Origin of the sequence: Natronospira bacteriovora, from assembly GCF_030848495.1 — a bacterium.
GTDB lineage: Bacteria > Pseudomonadota > Gammaproteobacteria > Natronospirales > Natronospiraceae > Natronospira > Natronospira bacteriovora.
In genome coordinates, this window is record NZ_JAVDDT010000004.1 from 38,338 (window position 1) to 55,133 (window position 16,796).

Genomic DNA, 16,796 nt, shown 5'->3' on the forward strand with positions numbered 1-16,796 from the left:
TTTCGTGTTCATTTCGTGGTGCCAACACCCTCAACGCTGAAACAGCCGCTCCGCTTCGCGGAAGGTCTTGAACTCCAGGGCGTTGCCGGAGGGGTCACGGATGAAGAAGGTGCCCTGTTCGCCCGGCTCGCCTTCGAAGCGGATGCGGGGCGGGATTAGGAAGTCCACGCCGTGCTGACGCAGTCGATCCGCCAGAGCCTCCCAGCGGGGCCAGGGAAGCACGGCGCCGAAGTGACGGACCGGGACGGCATCGCCATCCACTTCATTGTGTTTTTCCGGCTCATCCAGCTCCGCCACATGGGCACTGATCTGGTGGCCGAAAAAATCCAGATCGATCCAGCGCTCGGCTTCGCGGCCCACGGAGCAACCCAGCTGCTCGACATAGAAACGGCGGGTACTCTCAATATCGCGGACCGGGAAGGCAAGGTGGAAGGGGATGGTAGTCATGGGGGGCTCCTTTTGCGGTGAGTGCTGAGTGCTGAGTGCTGAGTGCTGAGTACTGAGTGCTGAGTTGGCAGTGCCGTTCGTAATCGTACTCGTAGTCGTAATCGTAATCGGCTTTTTCGGGTGTGGGAGGAAATCCGATTACGAGAAAATTATAGGGGGAGGGATTTGCCGGTTTCGCTGTTACGGGGTTCGGCCTCGGGAAGATAATCCACACCCTCCAGACGGGCATCCACAAGGGCATCCCGGACGGCGCGGACCGCCTCGGGACGGGGAAAGGTTTCGCGCCAGGCAATGGCCACCTGACGGGTGGGCGCCTGATCGGCGAAGGGACGTTCCATCAGCAGATCATTATGGTCGTTGAGGCCGACCCAGCGCCCCAGTGAGGTCTTGGGCACCACCGTCACACCAAGTCCGCTGGCCACCATGTGACGAATCGTTTCCAGGCTGGAACCCTCGGTGGTACGCGCCGGGCGCATGCGCTCGTCACTGCCGATGCATTCCGGACAGGCGGACAGCACCTGATCCCGGAAACAATGACCGTCGCCCAACAAGAGCATGTTTTCACCGGCCAGTTCCGCGGAAGGAATGGATTCACGCTCCCGCAGGCGGTGCTCGCTGGGGAGGAGCACGCTGAAGGGTTCTTCATACACGGGCCAGAGATTGATGCCGTGTTCACTGAAGGGCGGACTGATCAGAATCACGTCCAGATCGCCCTGACGCAGCTTTTCCGCCAGGACCCGGGTGTAGTTTTCCTCAATGATCAGTGGCATGCGGGGAGCCACGCGGTGCAAACGGGGAATCAGGTGGGGTAGCACGTAGGGGCCGATGGTGAAGATGGCACCAATACGCAACTCCCCGGCCAACTGATCCTGGCCGGCACGCGCCAGTTCGTTGATCCTATTGGCCTCGGCCAGAACGGTTTCGGCCTGGGCAACGATGCGGCGGCCCACATCCGTCGGCACCACATGGCCTGACCGGCGTTCAAACAGAGGGACGCCCAGCTGGTCTTCCAGCTTGCGCACGGCAACACTCAAGGTGGGCTGGCTGACGAAACAGGCTTCCGCCGCGTGGCCGAAATGCCCTTCCCGGGCCAGGGCGACGATGTAGCGGAGCTGGGTCAGCGTCATGAGCTTTCGGCGTCGCCCTCGGGCTCGTTGCAGTCGACGCCCAGGCCAAGGGCCACGCGGTTGATGAAGTTGAAATAGGCCGCGATCAGGTTCATGTCCAGAATGTCGCGATCACTGTAGCCCACCTCCTTGAGCTCCTGGATATCTTCATCACTGACCTGGCTGGGCGAGGTGGTGAGCTTGAGGGCATAACTGAGCATGCGAGCTTTCTTGTCGGGCAGGTCGAGAAACTGGAAATCGGAGACCATGCGGCGCAGCCGGGAATTGTCCTGCTCGTAGTGGGACAGCGCTTCGGCGTGGTGGCTGACGCAATAGCCACAGTTGTTGGCCGCCGAGACGACCACGGCGATACTTTCCCGATCGGCCCGGGACAGGCCGCTGCGGCCGAACATGAGGTGCTTGTAGAGCGACATCTGGCGCTCCATGGCGCCGGCGTTGAGGCTGTGCACCCGCAGAATGCTGGCGATCTTCTGCTGCTGCGGATCAAGCGCCTCGTACGCTTCCTTCAGGTCGCCGCTCGCCTCGGCTTCCTTGATGGTGTCTATCCAGGCCATGGGTAACGTTCTCCATCGGCAACCGGTGGTTCGCTTTCAAGTGCCGCACCGGATTGACCACCCCCAAAGGCTGCTGCATGCTGTCGAACCGGTCAGGTCCCGGGGGTATTGGACCATCCCCGACGGGACTCTGCTCCCCCGTCCCTGACCCCATTGTACGCCTGTTGCCGCCGACCGCCATAGGAATGGCGATTTTCCACAGTCAGGGAGCCAAGCCCGGAGCTGGGACCATGGCCAAGCGCAAGAAATCCGTGCAGCGTTTCGACTTCCGACCGGGCGACCAGCTGGCCGGGAAGTACGAAGTGGTCGAACAGCTCGGCCGGGGCTGGGAGGGTGAGGTCTACAAGGTGCGCGAGCGGGCCACCGGCATCGAACGCGCGGCCAAGTTCTTCTATCCGGAACGCAACATGGGCAACCGCGCCGTGGCCTACCATGCGCGCAAGCTCAACCGCCTGCGCCATTGCCGCATTCTGATTCCCTATCTCACCCACGATCACGTGGAACACCGCGGCCGAGATGTGCCCTTTCTGGTCTCGGAGTTCGTGGAAGGGGAATTGCTGGAAGACTTCATTCATCGCCGCCCCGGCCGACGCCTGCCCCTGTTCGAGGCCCTGCATCTGCTGCACGCGCTGGCAGCCGGTCTGGAGGAAGTTCACCAGCTGCGGGACTACCACGGTGACCTGCACAGTGAAAACATCATCGTGGCCCGCCGGGGTATTCATTTCGAGGTCAAGCTGATCGATTTCTACCGCTGGAAGGCCCCCACCGGCGAGAACATCCGCGAGGATGTGCGTGACATCATCCGCATCTTCTACGACGCCCTGGGCGGGCAGAAGCACTACGCAAGACAGCCTGCCCTGGTGAAGAACATTTGCCTGGGCCTGAAGCGCAGCCTGATCTCCCGCCGCTTTCGCACCGCCGGTGCCCTGAGGCGGCATCTGGAAACAATGGATTGGGGGGAGTGAGGCCGATGTCGTGCTGATGCCTGTGGTCGATTCCGGTGCCGATAGGGATTAGGATGACGGCATTGCGATTTCGGAGATCACCATGGCCAGTCAGTCCCCTTTCCCCGGCGCCTTTCCCGCCACCCGCCTGCGGCGCATGCGCAAGGACGATTTCAGCCGTCGACTAATGCGGGAGACGGTGCTGACCGCTGATGACCTGATCTACCCCATGTTCGTTCTGGAGGGTGAGGCCCAGCGTCAGCAGGTGCCTTCCATGCCCGGCATTGAGCGCCTGTCCATCGACGGCATCATGCGCGAGGCCGAGGAACTCCTGCGACTGGGCATTCCGGCCATTGCCCTGTTTCCGGTGGTGCCGCCCGAGGCCAAGAGCCTGGATGCATCGGAGGCCTGGAATCCGGAGGGGCTGGTGCAGAACACCGTGGCCGCGATCAAATCGGAGTTCCCGGAACTGGGTGTCATCACCGATGTGGCCCTGGATCCCTACACCAGCCATGGGCAGGACGGCATCATCGACAATGAGGGCTATGTCCTCAACGACGAGACCACCGCGGCCCTGGTCCGGCAGGCCCTGTCCCATGCCGAGGCGGGTGCCGATGTGGTGGCACCCTCGGACATGATGGACGGCCGCATCGGAGCCATCCGCAATGCCCTTGAAGGCGCCAGCCATCGGCATACCCGGATTCTTTCCTACGCGGCCAAGTACGCCTCCAGTTTCTACGGCCCCTTCCGCGATGCGGTGGGCTCGGCCACGGCACTGGGCAAGGCGGACAAGAAGACCTACCAGATGGATCCGGCCAACAGCGACGAAGCCTTGCGCGAAGTGGCACTGGACCTGAAGGAAGGCGCCGACATGGTGATGATCAAGCCCGGCATGCCCTATCTGGACATCGTGCATCGGGTAAAGCAGCAGTTCGGCGTGCCCACCTTCGTCTACCAGGTAAGCGGCGAGTACGCCATGCTCATGGCGGCGGCGGAGAATGGCTGGCTGGACGAGCAGGCCGTGGTGCTGGAGTCCCTGACCGCCATCAAGCGAGCGGGCGCGGACGGCATCCTGACCTACTTCGCGCGGCGCGCGGCGGAGTGGCTGCAGGCGGAGTCATGATCAAACGGTATCTGGCACGGCACTTCGCCGGTTCACCCCTGGGGCCGCTTCAGAAGCATATGGAAGCCATGGGTGCCTGCGCGGATCAACTGTATCCCTTCATGGAGGCGGCCATTGCCGGCCAGTGGAAACGGGCAGGCGAACTACGCCAGGCGATTATCCGGCAAGAACACGCCGGCGACGAACTCAAAAGGGATATTCGCCTGAATCTGCGCAGCCCGCTATTCCTGCCCCTCGCACGGGTAGACCTGCTGGATCTGCTCACGGCCCAGGACGAGATAGCCAACACCATTCGCGATCTCAGTGGCCATGTTCTGGGCCGGGAGTTGAGTTTCCCGGAGACCCTCGGCGTCGACCTGCTGCGCTTCGTCGAACGCACGCTGGAGACTACCCGCCAGGCTCAGCGCAGTGTGAGCGAGCTGCATGAACTGCTCGAAGCCGGTTTTTCCGCGCAGCGCCGGGACATCGTGCGCGACATGATCAAAGAGGTCGATCGGCTGGAGCAGGAGAGCGACCGCATGGAGATCGAAGCGCGTCACAGCCTGTACCGGGAAGAAAAATCGCTCGATCCCGTGGATGTGATGTTCATGTACAAGGTGATTGATCAGATCGGCGACGTCGCCGACTGTGCACAGCATGTGGGCAGCCGCCTGCAACTGCTGCTGGCCAGGTAAGTCAGACCATGGCTGATCGCTATGCAGTCTTCGGCCATCCGGTGAGCCACAGCCGCTCACCCGCCATCCATCAGCACTTCGCCGAGCAGACGGGGCAGTCGCTCGTCTATGAGGCCATTGATCCCGGCGCAGAAGGTTTTACGGCAGGGATCACGAACTTTTTCGACAAGGGCGGCCTGGGCGCCAATGTCACCGTGCCGTTCAAGGAAGCGGCCTTTGCGCTGGCCGATGAGTGCACGGAACGGGCGGCCCGGGCCGGGGCGGTAAACACCCTGAAGGTGCTCGACGACGGCCGTCTGCTGGGCGAAAACACCGACGGTGCCGGTCTGCTTCGGGATCTGACTCACAACCTGGGCGTTGAACTCGGCGGGGCGTCGGTGCTGATCCTGGGTGCCGGCGGCGCCAGCCGCGGCATCCTCGGCCCCCTGGTGGATGCCGGCATCGGCACCCTGCACGTCGCCAACCGTACGGTGGCGAAGGCCGAGGCCCTGGCCAAACGTTTCCCGGAGATGACGGCCGTGACCGTCAGCGGTCTGGACAGACTGCCCACCCGCGCCTTCGATCTGATCATCAACGCGACACCCAGCAGCCTGCAGGGCCAGGCCCTGACCCTGCCGTCCGGCCTGCTCGCCCGCGACACACTCGCTTATGACCTGGCCTATGCCGAGGGCGGAACCCCTTTCACCCGCTGGGCCGAGCAGCGCGGTGTTCCAGGCCGCGACGGCTGGGGCATGCTGGTGGAACAGGCAGCGGAATCGTTTTTTCTCTGGCGGGGGGTGCGGCCGGAGACGGCGGTTTTACTGAAACGGTGATGCACCTCATGGAATGGCGGGACGTCGGATTCTGGCCATTGCGCGGATGAATCCGCGCCTACAGGGGGCGACGATAACGGAGCGTGCCAATTTAAGGATTGTCATCGCGGCTGAAGCCGCTCCCACGGTGCCGGTTTTTGCTCCTTGCTCCTTGCTCTTATCAAAGATAATTATCCTTGAGGCGGACGTAGTGGGCGGCGGAGTACTTCAGTTGCTCCAGCTCCTGATCCGTCAGTTTCCGTGCGGGGCGGGCGGGGGAACCGCGGTAGAGCCAGCCGGATTCCAGTTGCTTGCCAGGCGTGACCAGGCTGCCGGCACCGATGATCACATCATCGCCGATCACCACGCCGTCCATGATGATGGCGCCCATGCCGATCAGGCAACGATCCCCGATGGTGCAGGCATGCAGCAGGCACTTGTGCCCCACGGTCACGTCCTCACCCACAATCGTGGGGATCCCGCCGTCCGGGGTATAGGGCCCATCATGGGTGACATGAATTACCGTGGCGTCCTGAATGTTGCTGCGCGCCCCGATACGAATCGCATTCACATCCCCACGCACCACGCACATGGGCCAGATGGAGACATCATCGGCCAGCACCACATCGCCGATGACCGAGGCCATGTCATCGATGTAGACGCGCTCGGCGATTTGGGGGTGGGTGTCCTTGTAGGGGCGGATTGGCATGGCTTTGTACCCGTTTGGCAAATTGCTGTGACGGAAATATGGATGCTGGAGGGTGACTCGATCAAGCCCCCTGTAGGCGCGGATTCATCCGCGCAATGGGAAAAATGCGCCGTTTGATTCTCTAATTGGGTCGTTGCAATCCGTGGTGCGCCTCATTGGATGGTGGGACGGCGGATTCCGGCCATTGCGCGGATAAATCCGCGCCTACAGGGGGCTTTGTGTGGCCCGATGGGAGGCATTCAGTCACCGTAGCGTCACCATTTCCTCGGCGGTGGTGGGATGGATGGCGACGGTGTCGTCGAAGTCGGCCTTGCTGGCGCCCATGCGCACGGCGACGGCGAAGCCCTGCATCATTTCATCCACGCCCATGCCGATGGCATGGCAGCCGACAATGCGTTCCTCCTCGCCCACACAGACCAGCTTGCACAGGCCACGGGGCTTGCGCTCGCCCAGGGCGTAGTACATGGCCACGAAGCTGCCTTCGTAGCAACGCACCTTTTCGTCTCCATATTCCCGGCGGGCCTCGGCCTCCGTCAGGCCGACCGTGCCAATGGGCGGGTGGGAAAAGACCACGGTGGGGATGCCATCGTAATCCAGCTTGCGCTCGCTCATGCCGCCGTAGAGTCGGTCCGCCAGGCGACGGCCGGCGGCGATGGCGACCGGTGTGAGGGCGGCGCGGCCGGTGACATCACCCACGGCAAAGATATGCGGGACATTGCTGGCCTGCCACTCATCCACCGGAATGAAGCCCCAGGTGTTCTGTTCCACACCGGCCGCCTCCAGACCCAGGTCCGGCGTGGCCGGGTCGCGGCCGATGGCCCACAGCAGCTCATCGAATCCTTCCAGCAGCCGACCGTCTTCCGCACTCAGGCGGTAACCGTCCTGACCCTGCTCCGCCTGCGCCGGGACGAAACCGGTCACCAGCTCGATGCCGTCACTGGCCATCTCGCGGCTCAGGGCCTGACGCAGACTGTCATCGAAATCCCGCAGCACCCCATCCCGGCGCACGATCAGGCTGACCTGGCTGCCCAGGCCGCGCAGCATGCCGGCCAGCTCCACGGCGATGTAGCCGCTGCCGACCACGGCAATCCGTCGGGGCCGTTCTTCCAGCTCGAAGAAACCATCCGAGGTAATGCCAAGGTCCCCGCCCGGAATGTCGGGCCGCACGGGGTAGCCGCCTGTGGCAATCAGGAAGCGCTCGGCGGTGTAGGGCTGCCCATCCACATCCACGGTGTGGGCGTCAAGAAAGCGACCGAAGCCCTGCAGATGGGTGACGCCGCTCTTTTCCAGGTTGCGGGCGTAGATGCCGTTGAGGCGTTCCACGTAGGCATCCCGGGCGTGCTTCAGTGCCGTCCAGTCGTGACCGTGGACACTGAGGTCAAAGCCGTAGTCCCTGGCTTCCTCCAGACCATGGGCCAGGCTGGCTGCGTACCACATAACCTTCTTTGGGACACAGCCCACGTTGACGCAGGTCCCGCCCAGGCGCTGCGCCTCCACCACGGCCACCTTCTGACCGTATTCGGCGGCACGGCGGGCAGTGGCGATACCGCCGCTGCCACCCCCAATGATGATCAGGTCAAAGTCGTATTGGCCGCTGGCCATGGCAAACCCCGCAATGCGTGTGCTTCGATAGCGAACAGGCCGCTCATTGGACGGTCTCACACAGAGACTGTCAAGCACCCGACCGCCTGCTGAAAGACGGTCCGGGCCATGTTAAGTTACAGCTCTTTTTACGGGGTGCACCGCCATGAACAATCCACTGCTGGCCGAATTTGACCTGCCACCCTTCAGCCAGCTGCAGGCCGAGCACTTCCTGCCCGCCGTGGAGCAGGTCCTCGCGGACAACCGCCGAGGCATCGAGGCACTACTTGAAAAGGGCGGGCCGTGGTCCTGGGAATCCCTGGCCGAACCCCTGGAGGCCTTTGATGACCGCCTGGCCCGGGTGTTTTCACCCATTTCGCACCTGAACAACGTGCGTAACGAAGAGGCCGTGCGCGAGGCCTTCAATGCCTGCCTGGAGCAGATCACCCGCTATGAGGCGGAACTGGGCCAGAACCGGGGCCTGTACGAGGCCTGGCAGGCCCTGAAGGCGGACACGGTCTGGGCGGGACTGGACCAGGCCCAACGCAAGACCGTGGACGATACCCTGCGTGATTTCCGTCTCTCTGGCGTGGCCCTGGACGAGCCCGAGCGCAGCCGCTTTCGCGAGATCCAGGAGAGCCTGTCACGCCTGCAGAGCCGCTTCGAAGAGAACGTGCTCGACGCCACCCAGAGCTGGACACTGGCGGTGAACGACCCGGCCCGGGTGGCCGGGATTCCCGAGCCCGATCTGGCCCGGGCCAAGGGGCGGGCGGCGGATCAGGAACAGGACGGCTGGCTGTTCAGTCTGGAATTTCCCGACTTCCTCGCCATCATGCAGCATGCCGACGACCGGGAGCTTCGGGCTCAGATGCACCAGGCCAATGCCACCCGGGCCTCCGAGATCGGCCCCCAGGGCGGGCAGTTCGACAACGGCCCGGTGATGGCCGAAATCATCGCCCTGCGGCATGAGGCCGCCAGGCTGCTCGACTTTTCCGATTTCGCGGAACTCTCCCTCGCCACCAAGATGGCCGAGAGCGGTGATGCGGTAATGGGTTTCCTGGAGGACCTGCTGCGGCGCTGCCGCCCGGCCGCCGAGCAGGAGTTCGCGGAGCTGGCCGCCTTCGCCCGTGAGTCACTGGGTATCGAGACGTTGCAGCCCTGGGACACCCTGTACGCCAGCGAGAAACGCCGCGAGGCCCTGCATGCCATTTCCGACGAGCAGCTGCGGCCCTATTTCCCGCTGGAGAAGGTGCTGTCTGGTCTGTTCGAGATCGCCGGCGAGCTGTACGGGATTAGCGTCGAGTCCCAGAGTAAGGTGGATGCCTGGCACGAGGACGTGCGGCTCTACGAACTGCGCGACGGCGAAAGCGGCGAGCGCATCGGCCGTCTTTACGTGGATCTTTACGCCCGCCCCGGCAAGCGCGGCGGCGCCTGGATGGACGAATGCATCAACCGGCGACGCACAGTGGAGGGCCTGCAGACCCCGGTGGCCTATCTGACCTGCAACTTCGGCGCGCCCGCCCGAGGCGAGGTGAGCCTGCTCAATCATGATGATGTCATCACCCTGTTCCATGAATTCGGCCACTGTCTGCAGCATCTGCTGACCGAAATGAATGTCAGTGATGTGGCCGGCATCCACGGGGTGGAATGGGATGCGGTGGAACTGCCCAGCCAGTTCCAGGAACACTTCGCCTGGCCTCGCGAGGGCATCGACCGCCTGGCCGAGCACCACGATACCGGCGAGCCGCTACCGGAGTCCCTGCACCAGGCCATGCTGTCGGCCCGCAACTTCCAGGCCGCGATGAAGCTGGTGCGACAGCTGGAGTTCGCCATTTTCGACATGCGCCTGCACCGGGAGTACCGTGGACAGACGGGCTTCGATGTTCAGGGCCTGCTTGATGAGGTCCGCAAGAAGGTCACGGTAGTGCCCGTGGCGGACTACGATCGTTTTGCCCACAGTTTCGCGCACATATTCGGCGGCGGCTATGCCGCTGGCTACTACAGCTACCTCTGGGCCGAGGTGCTTTCCTCGGATGCCTTCGCCGCCTTCGAGGAAGCCGGCCTGTTTGATCGCGAGACCGGGCAGCGATTCCGGCGCACCGTGCTCGGCCTGGGCGGCAGCCTGCCAGCCGCCGATGTCTTTCGGCAGTTCCGCGGACGGGATCCGGAATTGTCCGCCTTTCTGCGCCACCACGGTATTGGAGATGCCGCATGAAGCGTATTCGCCTGTTGATCCTGGGCTTGCTGCTCAGCCCGGCCCTGCTGCTGGCCGAGCCGGCCTGGGTCATCGACCGCCTCTATCTCAGTCTCTACCCGGAGCCGGACAGCAGCACCCAGCGTATTACCCTGCTGGAAAGCGGGGATGAGCTGGAACGGCTGGGCGAGGTACAGAACGGCTTTGCCCAGGTGGAAACCGCCAATGGCACGGTGGGCTGGGTGAATCAGGATTTTCTCGTGAATAGCCTGCCGGCACGGGTGCGGATCGACGATGTGGAACGCGAGCGGGACAGTCTGCGCAATCAACTGGCCAACCGTGAGGGGGCAATCAGTACCCTGGAAGCCAGGGTGGCCGAGCTGGAGGCGGAACTGGGTCAGGCGGTAGACGCCCTGGCCACGAGCCCGGTGCTGGACGAGGAGATCGAGACTGCCGTCGAGCCCGACGCCGCAGATGCCGAGACAGACCCGGTGCTTGAAGAGGCCGCCACGGCGGAGTCGGCGCCGGTCGAAGCCGCGACCCCGCCCGGAGACGTCGGGCTGGTGATGGGCTGGCGCGAGGGTCTACTGGCGGGCGGACTGCTGCTGATCGCTCTGTTCCTGTCCGGCCTGTTCGGCTTCATCCTGCGTGAACGCCAGATTCGCAATCGTTTGGGAGGTCTGAGCCTGTGAGTGGAAAACCCGGCCGCAATTCCGTGGTGTCCTGGAACGTCAATTCCATCCGCGTGCGTGAAGCGCAGGTGCGGGAGTGGATCGAACAGTATCAACCCGCCGTGGTGGGTCTGCAGGAAACCAAGGTTCCCAACGATGTCTGGCCGGGAGAGGCCTTTGAATCACTGGGCTATCACACCGTCAGCAACGGCCAGCGCACCTACAACGGGGTGGCTTTCATCAGCCGCGAGCCCGCCGAGGACCTGGTCTTCGATCTTCCGGGTTTCGACGACCCCCAGCGCCGGGTACTGGCCGGCACCTTTGGCGATCTGCGGGTGATCAATCTCTATGTGCCCAATGGCCAGGCCGTGGGCAGCGAAAAATACGAGTACAAGCTGAGCTGGCTGGCCCATCTGCACGACTGGCTGAAGGAGGAAATGGCACGCCACGACAAGGTGGTAGTCATGGGGGACTTCAATATCGCGCCCAAGGACGAGGACGTGCACGACCCGGAGGCCTGGCGCGGAAAGATTCTCTTCTCCGAACCGGAGCATGCCGCCCTCGGCAAGCTGCTCGACCTCGGCCTGGACGACAGCTTCCGGCTCTTCGATCAGGAACCCGAACAATTTTCATGGTGGGACTTTCGCACCCGTGCCTTCCGCCGCAACCGCGGCCTGCGCATCGATCTGGCCCTGACCAGCCATGCCCTGCGCAATCAGGTCGAGGCCAGCTGGATCGACATTGAACCCCGCAAGGCCGAACGGCCCTCCGACCACGCCCCGGTGGGGGTCAACATCGAGCCTTGAACAGTTCCACTTAGGTGTCTCCTTAGTCGACCATGTCGCGCTCCATCGGGGCTAGCTTGGCCAGCAGGCGGTTCTGATCCGGGACGCGGACGTGGTGACGCTCCATGGCGGCGATCAGATGTTCGACCAGGGCATTGAAGTCCGCGCGGCTCAGATCCAGATCTTCGTGGGCTTCGCGCATGTCCCGGCCGGTGTACTCGCAGGGGCCACCGGCCAGTTCGCAGAACTGGTCGGCGAGCTCGTCGCGTAGATCGCCCAGAGGAATGCCGCGGAAGTAATGCGCAATCCGGACATCGTCCGTCACGCGGATCAGCATGTCCTCGACGATGCGCTCAATACCCTCTCGCTCGCCCAGGGCCTGATAGAGACGGTCGTCCTCGGCCGGCTCCGGGCTGGCGACACAGCCGGCGAGTACGAGAGCAGAGAAGACAGCCAGGATGGACAATCGCTTCAACATGGTCATCTCCTTCAGAAACTGGCCTGTAGGCTGAGATAGAAGCCATCCTGATTTTCCAGGCCGGCGATGGCGCCATGCCGGGTCCAGGCGGCGGCAAGGGCGAGGTCCTTGTTCGGGAACCAGGCGATGAAAAGATCGGCCCAGTCGTTTTCTTCCGCGAAGGAAAGGTTGTTCGGCTTTCGGCGGTATTCCATGCCGACGGCTGTGCGCGGATTGAGGAAAATGGCCGCGCTGGCTTCCAGCTGCAGCTCGTGGTCGTCATTGCGGTCGCCACCGAATCCAAGATAGCCGAGTTCATTGGCCCGGGTCGCCCGCAGGGTGCCGTTCAGCAGCAGGTTGTAACCACCGGCCCCACCGAGAAACAGGCGCGTGACTGCCAGATAGGCATCCACATCGCTGTCACGCTGGGCACCCACCAGCTCCGGGATGGTGGGGTCGCGCAGATCCTTGTACTGCACACCAAAGGCGATCTGCGGCAATGTGCCGTAGATCAGGTCACCGCCCAGGCGGGTCTTCAGCCCGAGCGTGTTCATGCGCAGCACGGCATCCGGGGCTTCCAGCGCGATGCCCAGGGTACCGAGGTTGAACTGGCCGCGGCTTGCCGAAACTTCCACCCGATTGTTCCAGCTCCAGTTGGCGGCCACCGTCGAGAGACGGTAATCGGCCAGGGACACGTGACTCAGGCTGACGGTGCCGCCTTGCTCACCCTCTGCCCCGTAGCCGGCCATCACGGCCCAGGGCACAAGCCCGCCACCCGCACTGCCTTCGATCTGGGTAACTCCGCCAGTGGCGAGAATGCGTCCGTCCTGGGCGATTGCCCAGGGCGAGAGCAGGGTCAGTATCAGGGCGAGAAATCCCCGGTATGTCTTTCCTGGCATTGATTCATCCTCCTGATGGCGACAGGGTCTGGGGCCGCTAGTCTGGCTCCCGCCACTGCCGGTTCGCGAACTCACCGAGCCATTCTGGCAAGGCGTCGGCGGGCATGGGTCGACTGATCCAGTAGCCCTGGATGGAGTCGCAGCCGTAGCCAGCCAGACGCCACCAGGTGGCCTCGTCCTCCACGCCTTCGGCCACTACCTTGAGGCCCATGTTATGGGCCAGGTCAATGGTGGAGCGGACGATGACCGGATCCTCCGCGTCCTCCGCCTGGCCCGCCAGCTTCATGACGAATGACTTGTCGATCTTGAGCTCATCCACCGGCAGACTGCGCAGCTGGGCCAGTGACGAATAGCCGGTACCAAAGTCATCAATGGCGATTGCCACGCCCAGTGAACGCAGCTCCTGGAGGATGTGCAGCGCATGTCGGGCGTCCTTCATGACGGTGGTCTCGGTGATCTCCAGACCCAGTGCCGATGGCGGCAGCTCGTGCTGATCCAGCAGCGCCTGAACGTAGCGTGGCAGACCGGCGTCCACCAGATCCAATGCCGAGATGTTCACGGCCACGGCAATGGACAGCTCACTGCGCCGCCATTCGGCCAGCTGGCGGATCACCGTTTGCAACACCCAGCGGCTGATGGTGCGAATGTAGCCGGAATTTTCCGCCAGGGGGATGAACTCGTCCGGTGGTACAAAGCCCTGCTCGGGATGATTCCAGCGTATCAGCGCCTCGAGCTGGGTAGCCTGGCGATTACTGACGGCAATCTTGGGCTGATACTGGATATGGAACTGCTCATCATCAATGGCGGTGCGCAGGTCAGACAACATCTTCAGGCGCCGCAAATGCGCCTCGTCATGGCCGGCGGCGTAGACACTCGAAGTAAGCTGGCGCTCCTTGGCCTGGTACATGGCGATGTCGGCTCGACGAAGCAGTGTCTCCACATCCGTCCCATCGCGCGGGCAAAGGGCGATCCCCAGACTGATCGCCAGCTGCAGCCGGATATTCTCGATCTCCAGCTCCTGGCCACTGATGGCATCAATAAGCTCGGCAGCCAGACGCTCCGGGCCTTGCTTGTCCTCCACTTCAGCGAGGACAAGGAACTCGTCACCACCCAGGCGGGCAACGGTGTCACTGCCTCGAAGCCGACTCGAGAGACGACTGGCAATTGCCCGCAGTACCGCATCGCCGGTGGGGTGGCCGAGAGAGTCGTTGATTTCCTTGAAGCGATTGACATCCAGCACCAGCACCCCGAGAACCCGTCCCTCGCGCTGTACCCGCTCAATACCCTGTTCCAGGCGATCGGCCGCCAGAGTGCGATTGGGCAGGCCGGTCAGGGGATCGTGGTAGGCCTGGTGCAGGATTCGCTGCTCGCGTTGGCGGATGCCCTCCTGCATGGCGTTGAAGGCTTCACCCAGTTGCGCGAGTTCCGCAATGGGCGGTACCGGTGCGGAACGGCTGTAATCCCCCTGACTGATGCGGGCGGCCGCGGCGGCCAGTGCACGAGTCGGGCGTGTCACCCGATTGGCCAGAGGCCCGGCAATGATCAGTGTCAGAGTGAAGGCAATCAGCGCGATGATGGCCATCTGCAGCCACAGGGGGCGGTAGGGCGCCAGGGCCTCCGACAGGGAAGTCTGCAACAGTACAATGGGTGAACCGGGATGCCCATCAAGGGTCAGGCGCAGACTGAGGTAGTCTTCGCCCGCAATCGTCAGGGTGCGCACGTCGTCAATCGCCGTGGCTTGCTCGGCCAGGCGCTCAGGCAGTTCTCGCCTAACGTGGCCCGGCAGAGTGCTGGCATAGGGCGCTGTTTCATCCGTCGAGGAGAGAAAACTGACATGCAGTCCGGTCAGGCTGCGAAGGTCGGCTGCAATCCGATCATCGAGGCGAAAGCCCATTGAGACCCGCGCCAGTGGCAAGGGTGCCCGTACCGTGGCATCCACCATCTGCCAGGCCTCACCCTCAAGGGAAATGACACCCTGGCGCAGGTCATTTTGGCCGATTGCAGGATCCAGCTCCCGGAATCGATTGTCATTTTCCCTAAGGGCGGTGGTAATGAACTGGCCCTTGGTATCACTGAGAATCATCAAATCAGCATCAATTCGCCCACCGTGGTTGAGCAGGGCTGATCGGATGGTGGCCGCATCTTCGGTTGCCACGGCTTCGCGGAAGGCGAAGTCGTCTGCCAGAACCTGCGTGGTGCTGCTGAGCTGGCGATCCCGGTTGCTGAGCAGCTCTTCGAATACGCGGGCACCGACGCGCAGTTCCTCACTGGCCTGTTCTCGTACATTCGCGGCCGTTGAGAGAAGAACGGCCAACAGAGTGACTGCCAGCACGGCGCTCACGAAGCCAAGCAGTATGAGGGTCATGCGGGCCTTGAGGCTGGTCATGGTAACTCCGCAGCGGCGACAGGATGGGTGATTTTATGAATTCAGGGTGTGCATGAATTTCGTGATCAGAATCGTCGTCGGCGCCGACGGTCAATCTGATCGTCGGCCGCCGGCGTCAGTTCGAGATCGCGCTCCAGCGTCACACCATCTTCGGTAATCCTGATGGTTTCCTCGACACGGCGGCTGTCGCTTGTGGCATCGGGGTGCCAGATGACCAGTTCATACTCACCCGGCGGCACCTCCAGTGTGATTTGCCCCTCGTTGTCAGCGAATCCGAAGTACGGTGTCTCCATGACGTGCACCCAACCAACCATCCAGTCGTGGATGTTGCAGCCGAGCACCACTTCACCCGTCTTTTCGAAATGAATGTCTTCGGGTGGATCACCCTTGAACAGGGGCAGCTCAAATCGTTTTGCAGCGGAAAAGGAATAGACATGATGGCGCACGTCATCATTGTTCAGAAAGCGAACATGGCTGCCGGGCTTGATGGCGATCGCACGCGGGCTGAACTGCCGATCGATCTGATCCATTTTCGCCAGATCTTCCCCTTGCACCTCGGTGTCAGCGTCAACGGGCTGCAATGAGACGAGCGTTTCGCTGATGTCACCACTTTCGGCGCTGAGTTCAAGCGTTAGGTTGCTCGCTATGGGCTGCCCAGGCATCAGGGCCAATCCGAGGATCGTGCTGAGAAGGGGAAGGGTAGAACGGGACATGCAGATATCTCCGTGGGACACTCAGGACAGCCTAGGTGAACCCAGGGCGGCTGCCAAGCACTGCACTCCCGGCGGTACCCGCTTCGAGATCAGCGGGATGCCTGGCCCAAAGAGCCCAACCGCGGCCTGCGCAATCAGGTCGAGGCCAGCTGGATCGACATCGAACCCCGCAAGGCCGAACGCCCCTCCGTCCACGCCCCGGTGGGGGTGAATATCAGCGTCTCCTGAGCCAGTACACCTCGAAAATAGAAAAACCCGGCAGGCTCTCTGTTATTGGCCTGCCGGGCTTTCCGGCGATGTGGGTGGACTGTGCGGAACGACCCGTTTTACGGCTCCTGAAGCATTGCGCGAAGCATCGCACGAATCATCCCATAGGCGGCCGTACAGGTTGAAGCGGTGGCTTCCACCTCGGCGGATTGCCCGGCAATGCTCACTGTGACGGTAATCGTACAGGAACCTTCCTCATCCAGGGTCTCTGCAGAAAGCAAATCCTGACCCCCGATCAAGGCCTTGTTCTTGGTCTCAACGGAGACAATGGTGAAGCTGGGGTCAATGGCTTGGCCAAATCGCTCCAGCTGGCGCAGGTCGCGTACCAACGTTCGATTATCAAGCGGCTGTGCTTCATTCCAGCCATTCCCCGCGGAAGCGGTAATCGGATGGCCAACAAGAAAAACAACAACGCACAGAATGGAACCGATGGCAAGCAATGAGATTTTTTTCATTATCTTCCCCTTTAAAGAT

Annotated in this window: 17 protein-coding genes; 7 read left to right on the forward strand and 10 right to left on the reverse strand. The window is 62.7% G+C overall.

Annotated features, from left to right (window positions below; translation table 11 throughout):
* Positions 1–30: 30 nt before the first annotated feature.
* From RBH19_RS07435 to RBH19_RS07445, 3 genes are all read right to left on the reverse strand, one after another.
* Positions 31–447 (reverse strand): VOC family protein, encoded by a 417-nt coding sequence (locus RBH19_RS07435; RefSeq protein WP_306728200.1) that lies wholly within the window; start codon positions 445–447, stop codon positions 31–33.
* Positions 448–596: 149 nt separating this feature from the next.
* Positions 597–1,574: a hydrogen peroxide-inducible genes activator gene (locus RBH19_RS07440; RefSeq protein ID WP_306728201.1), complete on the reverse strand. Its 978-nt coding sequence runs from the start codon at positions 1,572–1,574 to the stop codon at positions 597–599.
* Positions 1,571–2,128 carry a peroxidase-related enzyme gene (locus RBH19_RS07445; protein WP_306728202.1) on the reverse strand — a complete coding sequence of 186 codons (558 nt, stop codon included), beginning with the start codon at positions 2,126–2,128 and terminating at the stop codon, positions 1,571–1,573. The genes RBH19_RS07440 and RBH19_RS07445 overlap by 4 nt, the downstream gene beginning before the upstream one ends.
* A gap of 230 nt (positions 2,129–2,358) precedes the next feature.
* Between RBH19_RS07445 and RBH19_RS07450 the strand changes: the two genes are divergently transcribed.
* From RBH19_RS07450 to aroE, 4 genes are all read left to right on the forward strand, one after another.
* Positions 2,359–3,093, forward strand: coding sequence for a protein kinase domain-containing protein (locus RBH19_RS07450; protein ID WP_306728203.1), 735 nt, complete (start codon positions 2,359–2,361; stop codon positions 3,091–3,093).
* An 82-nt stretch (positions 3,094–3,175) separates the two neighbouring features.
* Positions 3,176–4,195 (forward strand): porphobilinogen synthase, encoded by a 1,020-nt coding sequence (gene hemB, locus RBH19_RS07455; protein ID WP_306728204.1) that lies wholly within the window; start codon positions 3,176–3,178, stop codon positions 4,193–4,195.
* Positions 4,192–4,869 (forward strand): TIGR00153 family protein, encoded by a 678-nt coding sequence (locus RBH19_RS07460; protein ID WP_306728205.1) that lies wholly within the window; start codon positions 4,192–4,194, stop codon positions 4,867–4,869. The genes hemB and RBH19_RS07460 overlap by 4 nt, the downstream gene beginning before the upstream one ends.
* Positions 4,870–4,877: 8 nt before the next feature.
* Positions 4,878–5,681: a shikimate dehydrogenase gene (gene aroE / locus RBH19_RS07465; protein WP_306728206.1), complete on the forward strand. Its 804-nt coding sequence runs from the start codon at positions 4,878–4,880 to the stop codon at positions 5,679–5,681.
* A gap of 160 nt (positions 5,682–5,841) precedes the next feature.
* On the opposite strand, the gene RBH19_RS07470 is transcribed toward aroE, so the two are convergent.
* Both RBH19_RS07470 and gorA read right to left on the reverse strand, forming a co-directional pair.
* Positions 5,842–6,369, reverse strand: coding sequence for a gamma carbonic anhydrase family protein (locus tag RBH19_RS07470; protein ID WP_306728207.1), 528 nt, complete (start codon positions 6,367–6,369; stop codon positions 5,842–5,844).
* 243 nt (positions 6,370–6,612) lie between these two features.
* Complete coding sequence (gene gorA, locus RBH19_RS07475; protein WP_306728208.1) at positions 6,613–7,971, reverse strand: glutathione-disulfide reductase; 1,359 nt, start codon at positions 7,969–7,971, stop codon at positions 6,613–6,615.
* A 145-nt stretch (positions 7,972–8,116) separates the two neighbouring features.
* On the opposite strand from gorA, the gene RBH19_RS07480 reads away from it, so the two are divergent.
* The 3 genes from RBH19_RS07480 to xth are packed head-to-tail and all read left to right on the forward strand — an operon-like array spanning position 8,117 to position 11,621.
* Positions 8,117–10,165 (forward strand): M3 family metallopeptidase, encoded by a 2,049-nt coding sequence (locus RBH19_RS07480; protein ID WP_306728209.1) that lies wholly within the window; start codon positions 8,117–8,119, stop codon positions 10,163–10,165.
* Complete coding sequence (locus RBH19_RS07485) at positions 10,162–10,836, forward strand: SH3 domain-containing protein (protein WP_306728210.1); 675 nt, start codon at positions 10,162–10,164, stop codon at positions 10,834–10,836. Before RBH19_RS07480 ends, RBH19_RS07485 begins: the two co-directional genes overlap by 4 nt.
* Complete coding sequence (gene xth, locus RBH19_RS07490) at positions 10,833–11,621, forward strand: exodeoxyribonuclease III (protein ID WP_306728211.1); 789 nt, start codon at positions 10,833–10,835, stop codon at positions 11,619–11,621. The genes RBH19_RS07485 and xth overlap by 4 nt, the downstream gene beginning before the upstream one ends.
* A gap of 22 nt (positions 11,622–11,643) precedes the next feature.
* Here xth and RBH19_RS07495 read toward each other — a convergent pair whose 3' ends face one another.
* From RBH19_RS07495 to RBH19_RS07515, 5 genes are all read right to left on the reverse strand, one after another.
* On the reverse strand, positions 11,644–12,075 hold the full coding sequence (locus RBH19_RS07495; protein ID WP_445353971.1) for a group I truncated hemoglobin: 432 nt from the start codon (positions 12,073–12,075) through the stop codon (positions 11,644–11,646).
* 14 nt (positions 12,076–12,089) lie between these two features.
* Positions 12,090–12,956, reverse strand: a complete 867-nt coding sequence (locus RBH19_RS07500; protein ID WP_306728213.1) for a DUF3034 family protein — start codon at positions 12,954–12,956, stop codon at positions 12,090–12,092.
* A 37-nt stretch (positions 12,957–12,993) separates the two neighbouring features.
* On the reverse strand, positions 12,994–15,342 hold the full coding sequence (locus RBH19_RS07505) for a putative bifunctional diguanylate cyclase/phosphodiesterase (RefSeq protein ID WP_306728214.1): 2,349 nt from the start codon (positions 15,340–15,342) through the stop codon (positions 12,994–12,996).
* Between the two features lie 65 nt (positions 15,343–15,407).
* Entirely contained in the window at positions 15,408–16,055 is a 648-nt protein-coding gene (locus tag RBH19_RS07510; protein ID WP_306728215.1) for a methylamine utilization protein, read from the reverse strand.
* A 326-nt stretch (positions 16,056–16,381) separates the two neighbouring features.
* Positions 16,382–16,777 (reverse strand): hypothetical protein, encoded by a 396-nt coding sequence (locus RBH19_RS07515; RefSeq protein ID WP_306728216.1) that lies wholly within the window; start codon positions 16,775–16,777, stop codon positions 16,382–16,384.
* Positions 16,778–16,796 lie beyond the last annotated feature (19 nt).

Excerpts from the sequence above, each read along its gene's own strand:
- RBH19_RS07435 (WP_306728200.1), bottom strand. The coding sequence starts at position 447 with ATGACTACCATCCCCTTCCACCTTGCCTTCCCGGTCCGCGATATTGAG.
- RBH19_RS07440 (WP_306728201.1), bottom strand. The coding sequence starts at position 1,574 with ATGACGCTGACCCAGCTCCGCTACATCGTCGCCCTGGCCCGGGAAGGG.
- RBH19_RS07445 (WP_306728202.1), bottom strand. The coding sequence starts at position 2,128 with ATGGCCTGGATAGACACCATCAAGGAAGCCGAGGCGAGCGGCGACCTG.
- RBH19_RS07450 (WP_306728203.1), top strand. The coding sequence starts at position 2,359 with ATGGCCAAGCGCAAGAAATCCGTGCAGCGTTTCGACTTCCGACCGGGC.
- hemB (WP_306728204.1), top strand. The coding sequence starts at position 3,176 with ATGGCCAGTCAGTCCCCTTTCCCCGGCGCCTTTCCCGCCACCCGCCTG.
- RBH19_RS07460 (WP_306728205.1), top strand. The coding sequence starts at position 4,192 with ATGATCAAACGGTATCTGGCACGGCACTTCGCCGGTTCACCCCTGGGG.
- aroE (WP_306728206.1), top strand. The coding sequence starts at position 4,878 with ATGGCTGATCGCTATGCAGTCTTCGGCCATCCGGTGAGCCACAGCCGC.
- RBH19_RS07470 (WP_306728207.1), bottom strand. The coding sequence starts at position 6,369 with ATGCCAATCCGCCCCTACAAGGACACCCACCCCCAAATCGCCGAGCGC.
- gorA (WP_306728208.1), bottom strand. The coding sequence starts at position 7,971 with ATGGCCAGCGGCCAATACGACTTTGACCTGATCATCATTGGGGGTGGC.
- RBH19_RS07480 (WP_306728209.1), top strand. The coding sequence starts at position 8,117 with ATGAACAATCCACTGCTGGCCGAATTTGACCTGCCACCCTTCAGCCAG.
- RBH19_RS07485 (WP_306728210.1), top strand. The coding sequence starts at position 10,162 with ATGAAGCGTATTCGCCTGTTGATCCTGGGCTTGCTGCTCAGCCCGGCC.
- RBH19_RS07500 (WP_306728213.1), bottom strand. The coding sequence starts at position 12,956 with ATGCCAGGAAAGACATACCGGGGATTTCTCGCCCTGATACTGACCCTG.
- RBH19_RS07505 (WP_306728214.1), bottom strand. The coding sequence starts at position 15,342 with ATGACCAGCCTCAAGGCCCGCATGACCCTCATACTGCTTGGCTTCGTG.
- RBH19_RS07510 (WP_306728215.1), bottom strand. The coding sequence starts at position 16,055 with ATGTCCCGTTCTACCCTTCCCCTTCTCAGCACGATCCTCGGATTGGCC.
- RBH19_RS07515 (WP_306728216.1), bottom strand. The coding sequence starts at position 16,777 with ATGAAAAAAATCTCATTGCTTGCCATCGGTTCCATTCTGTGCGTTGTT.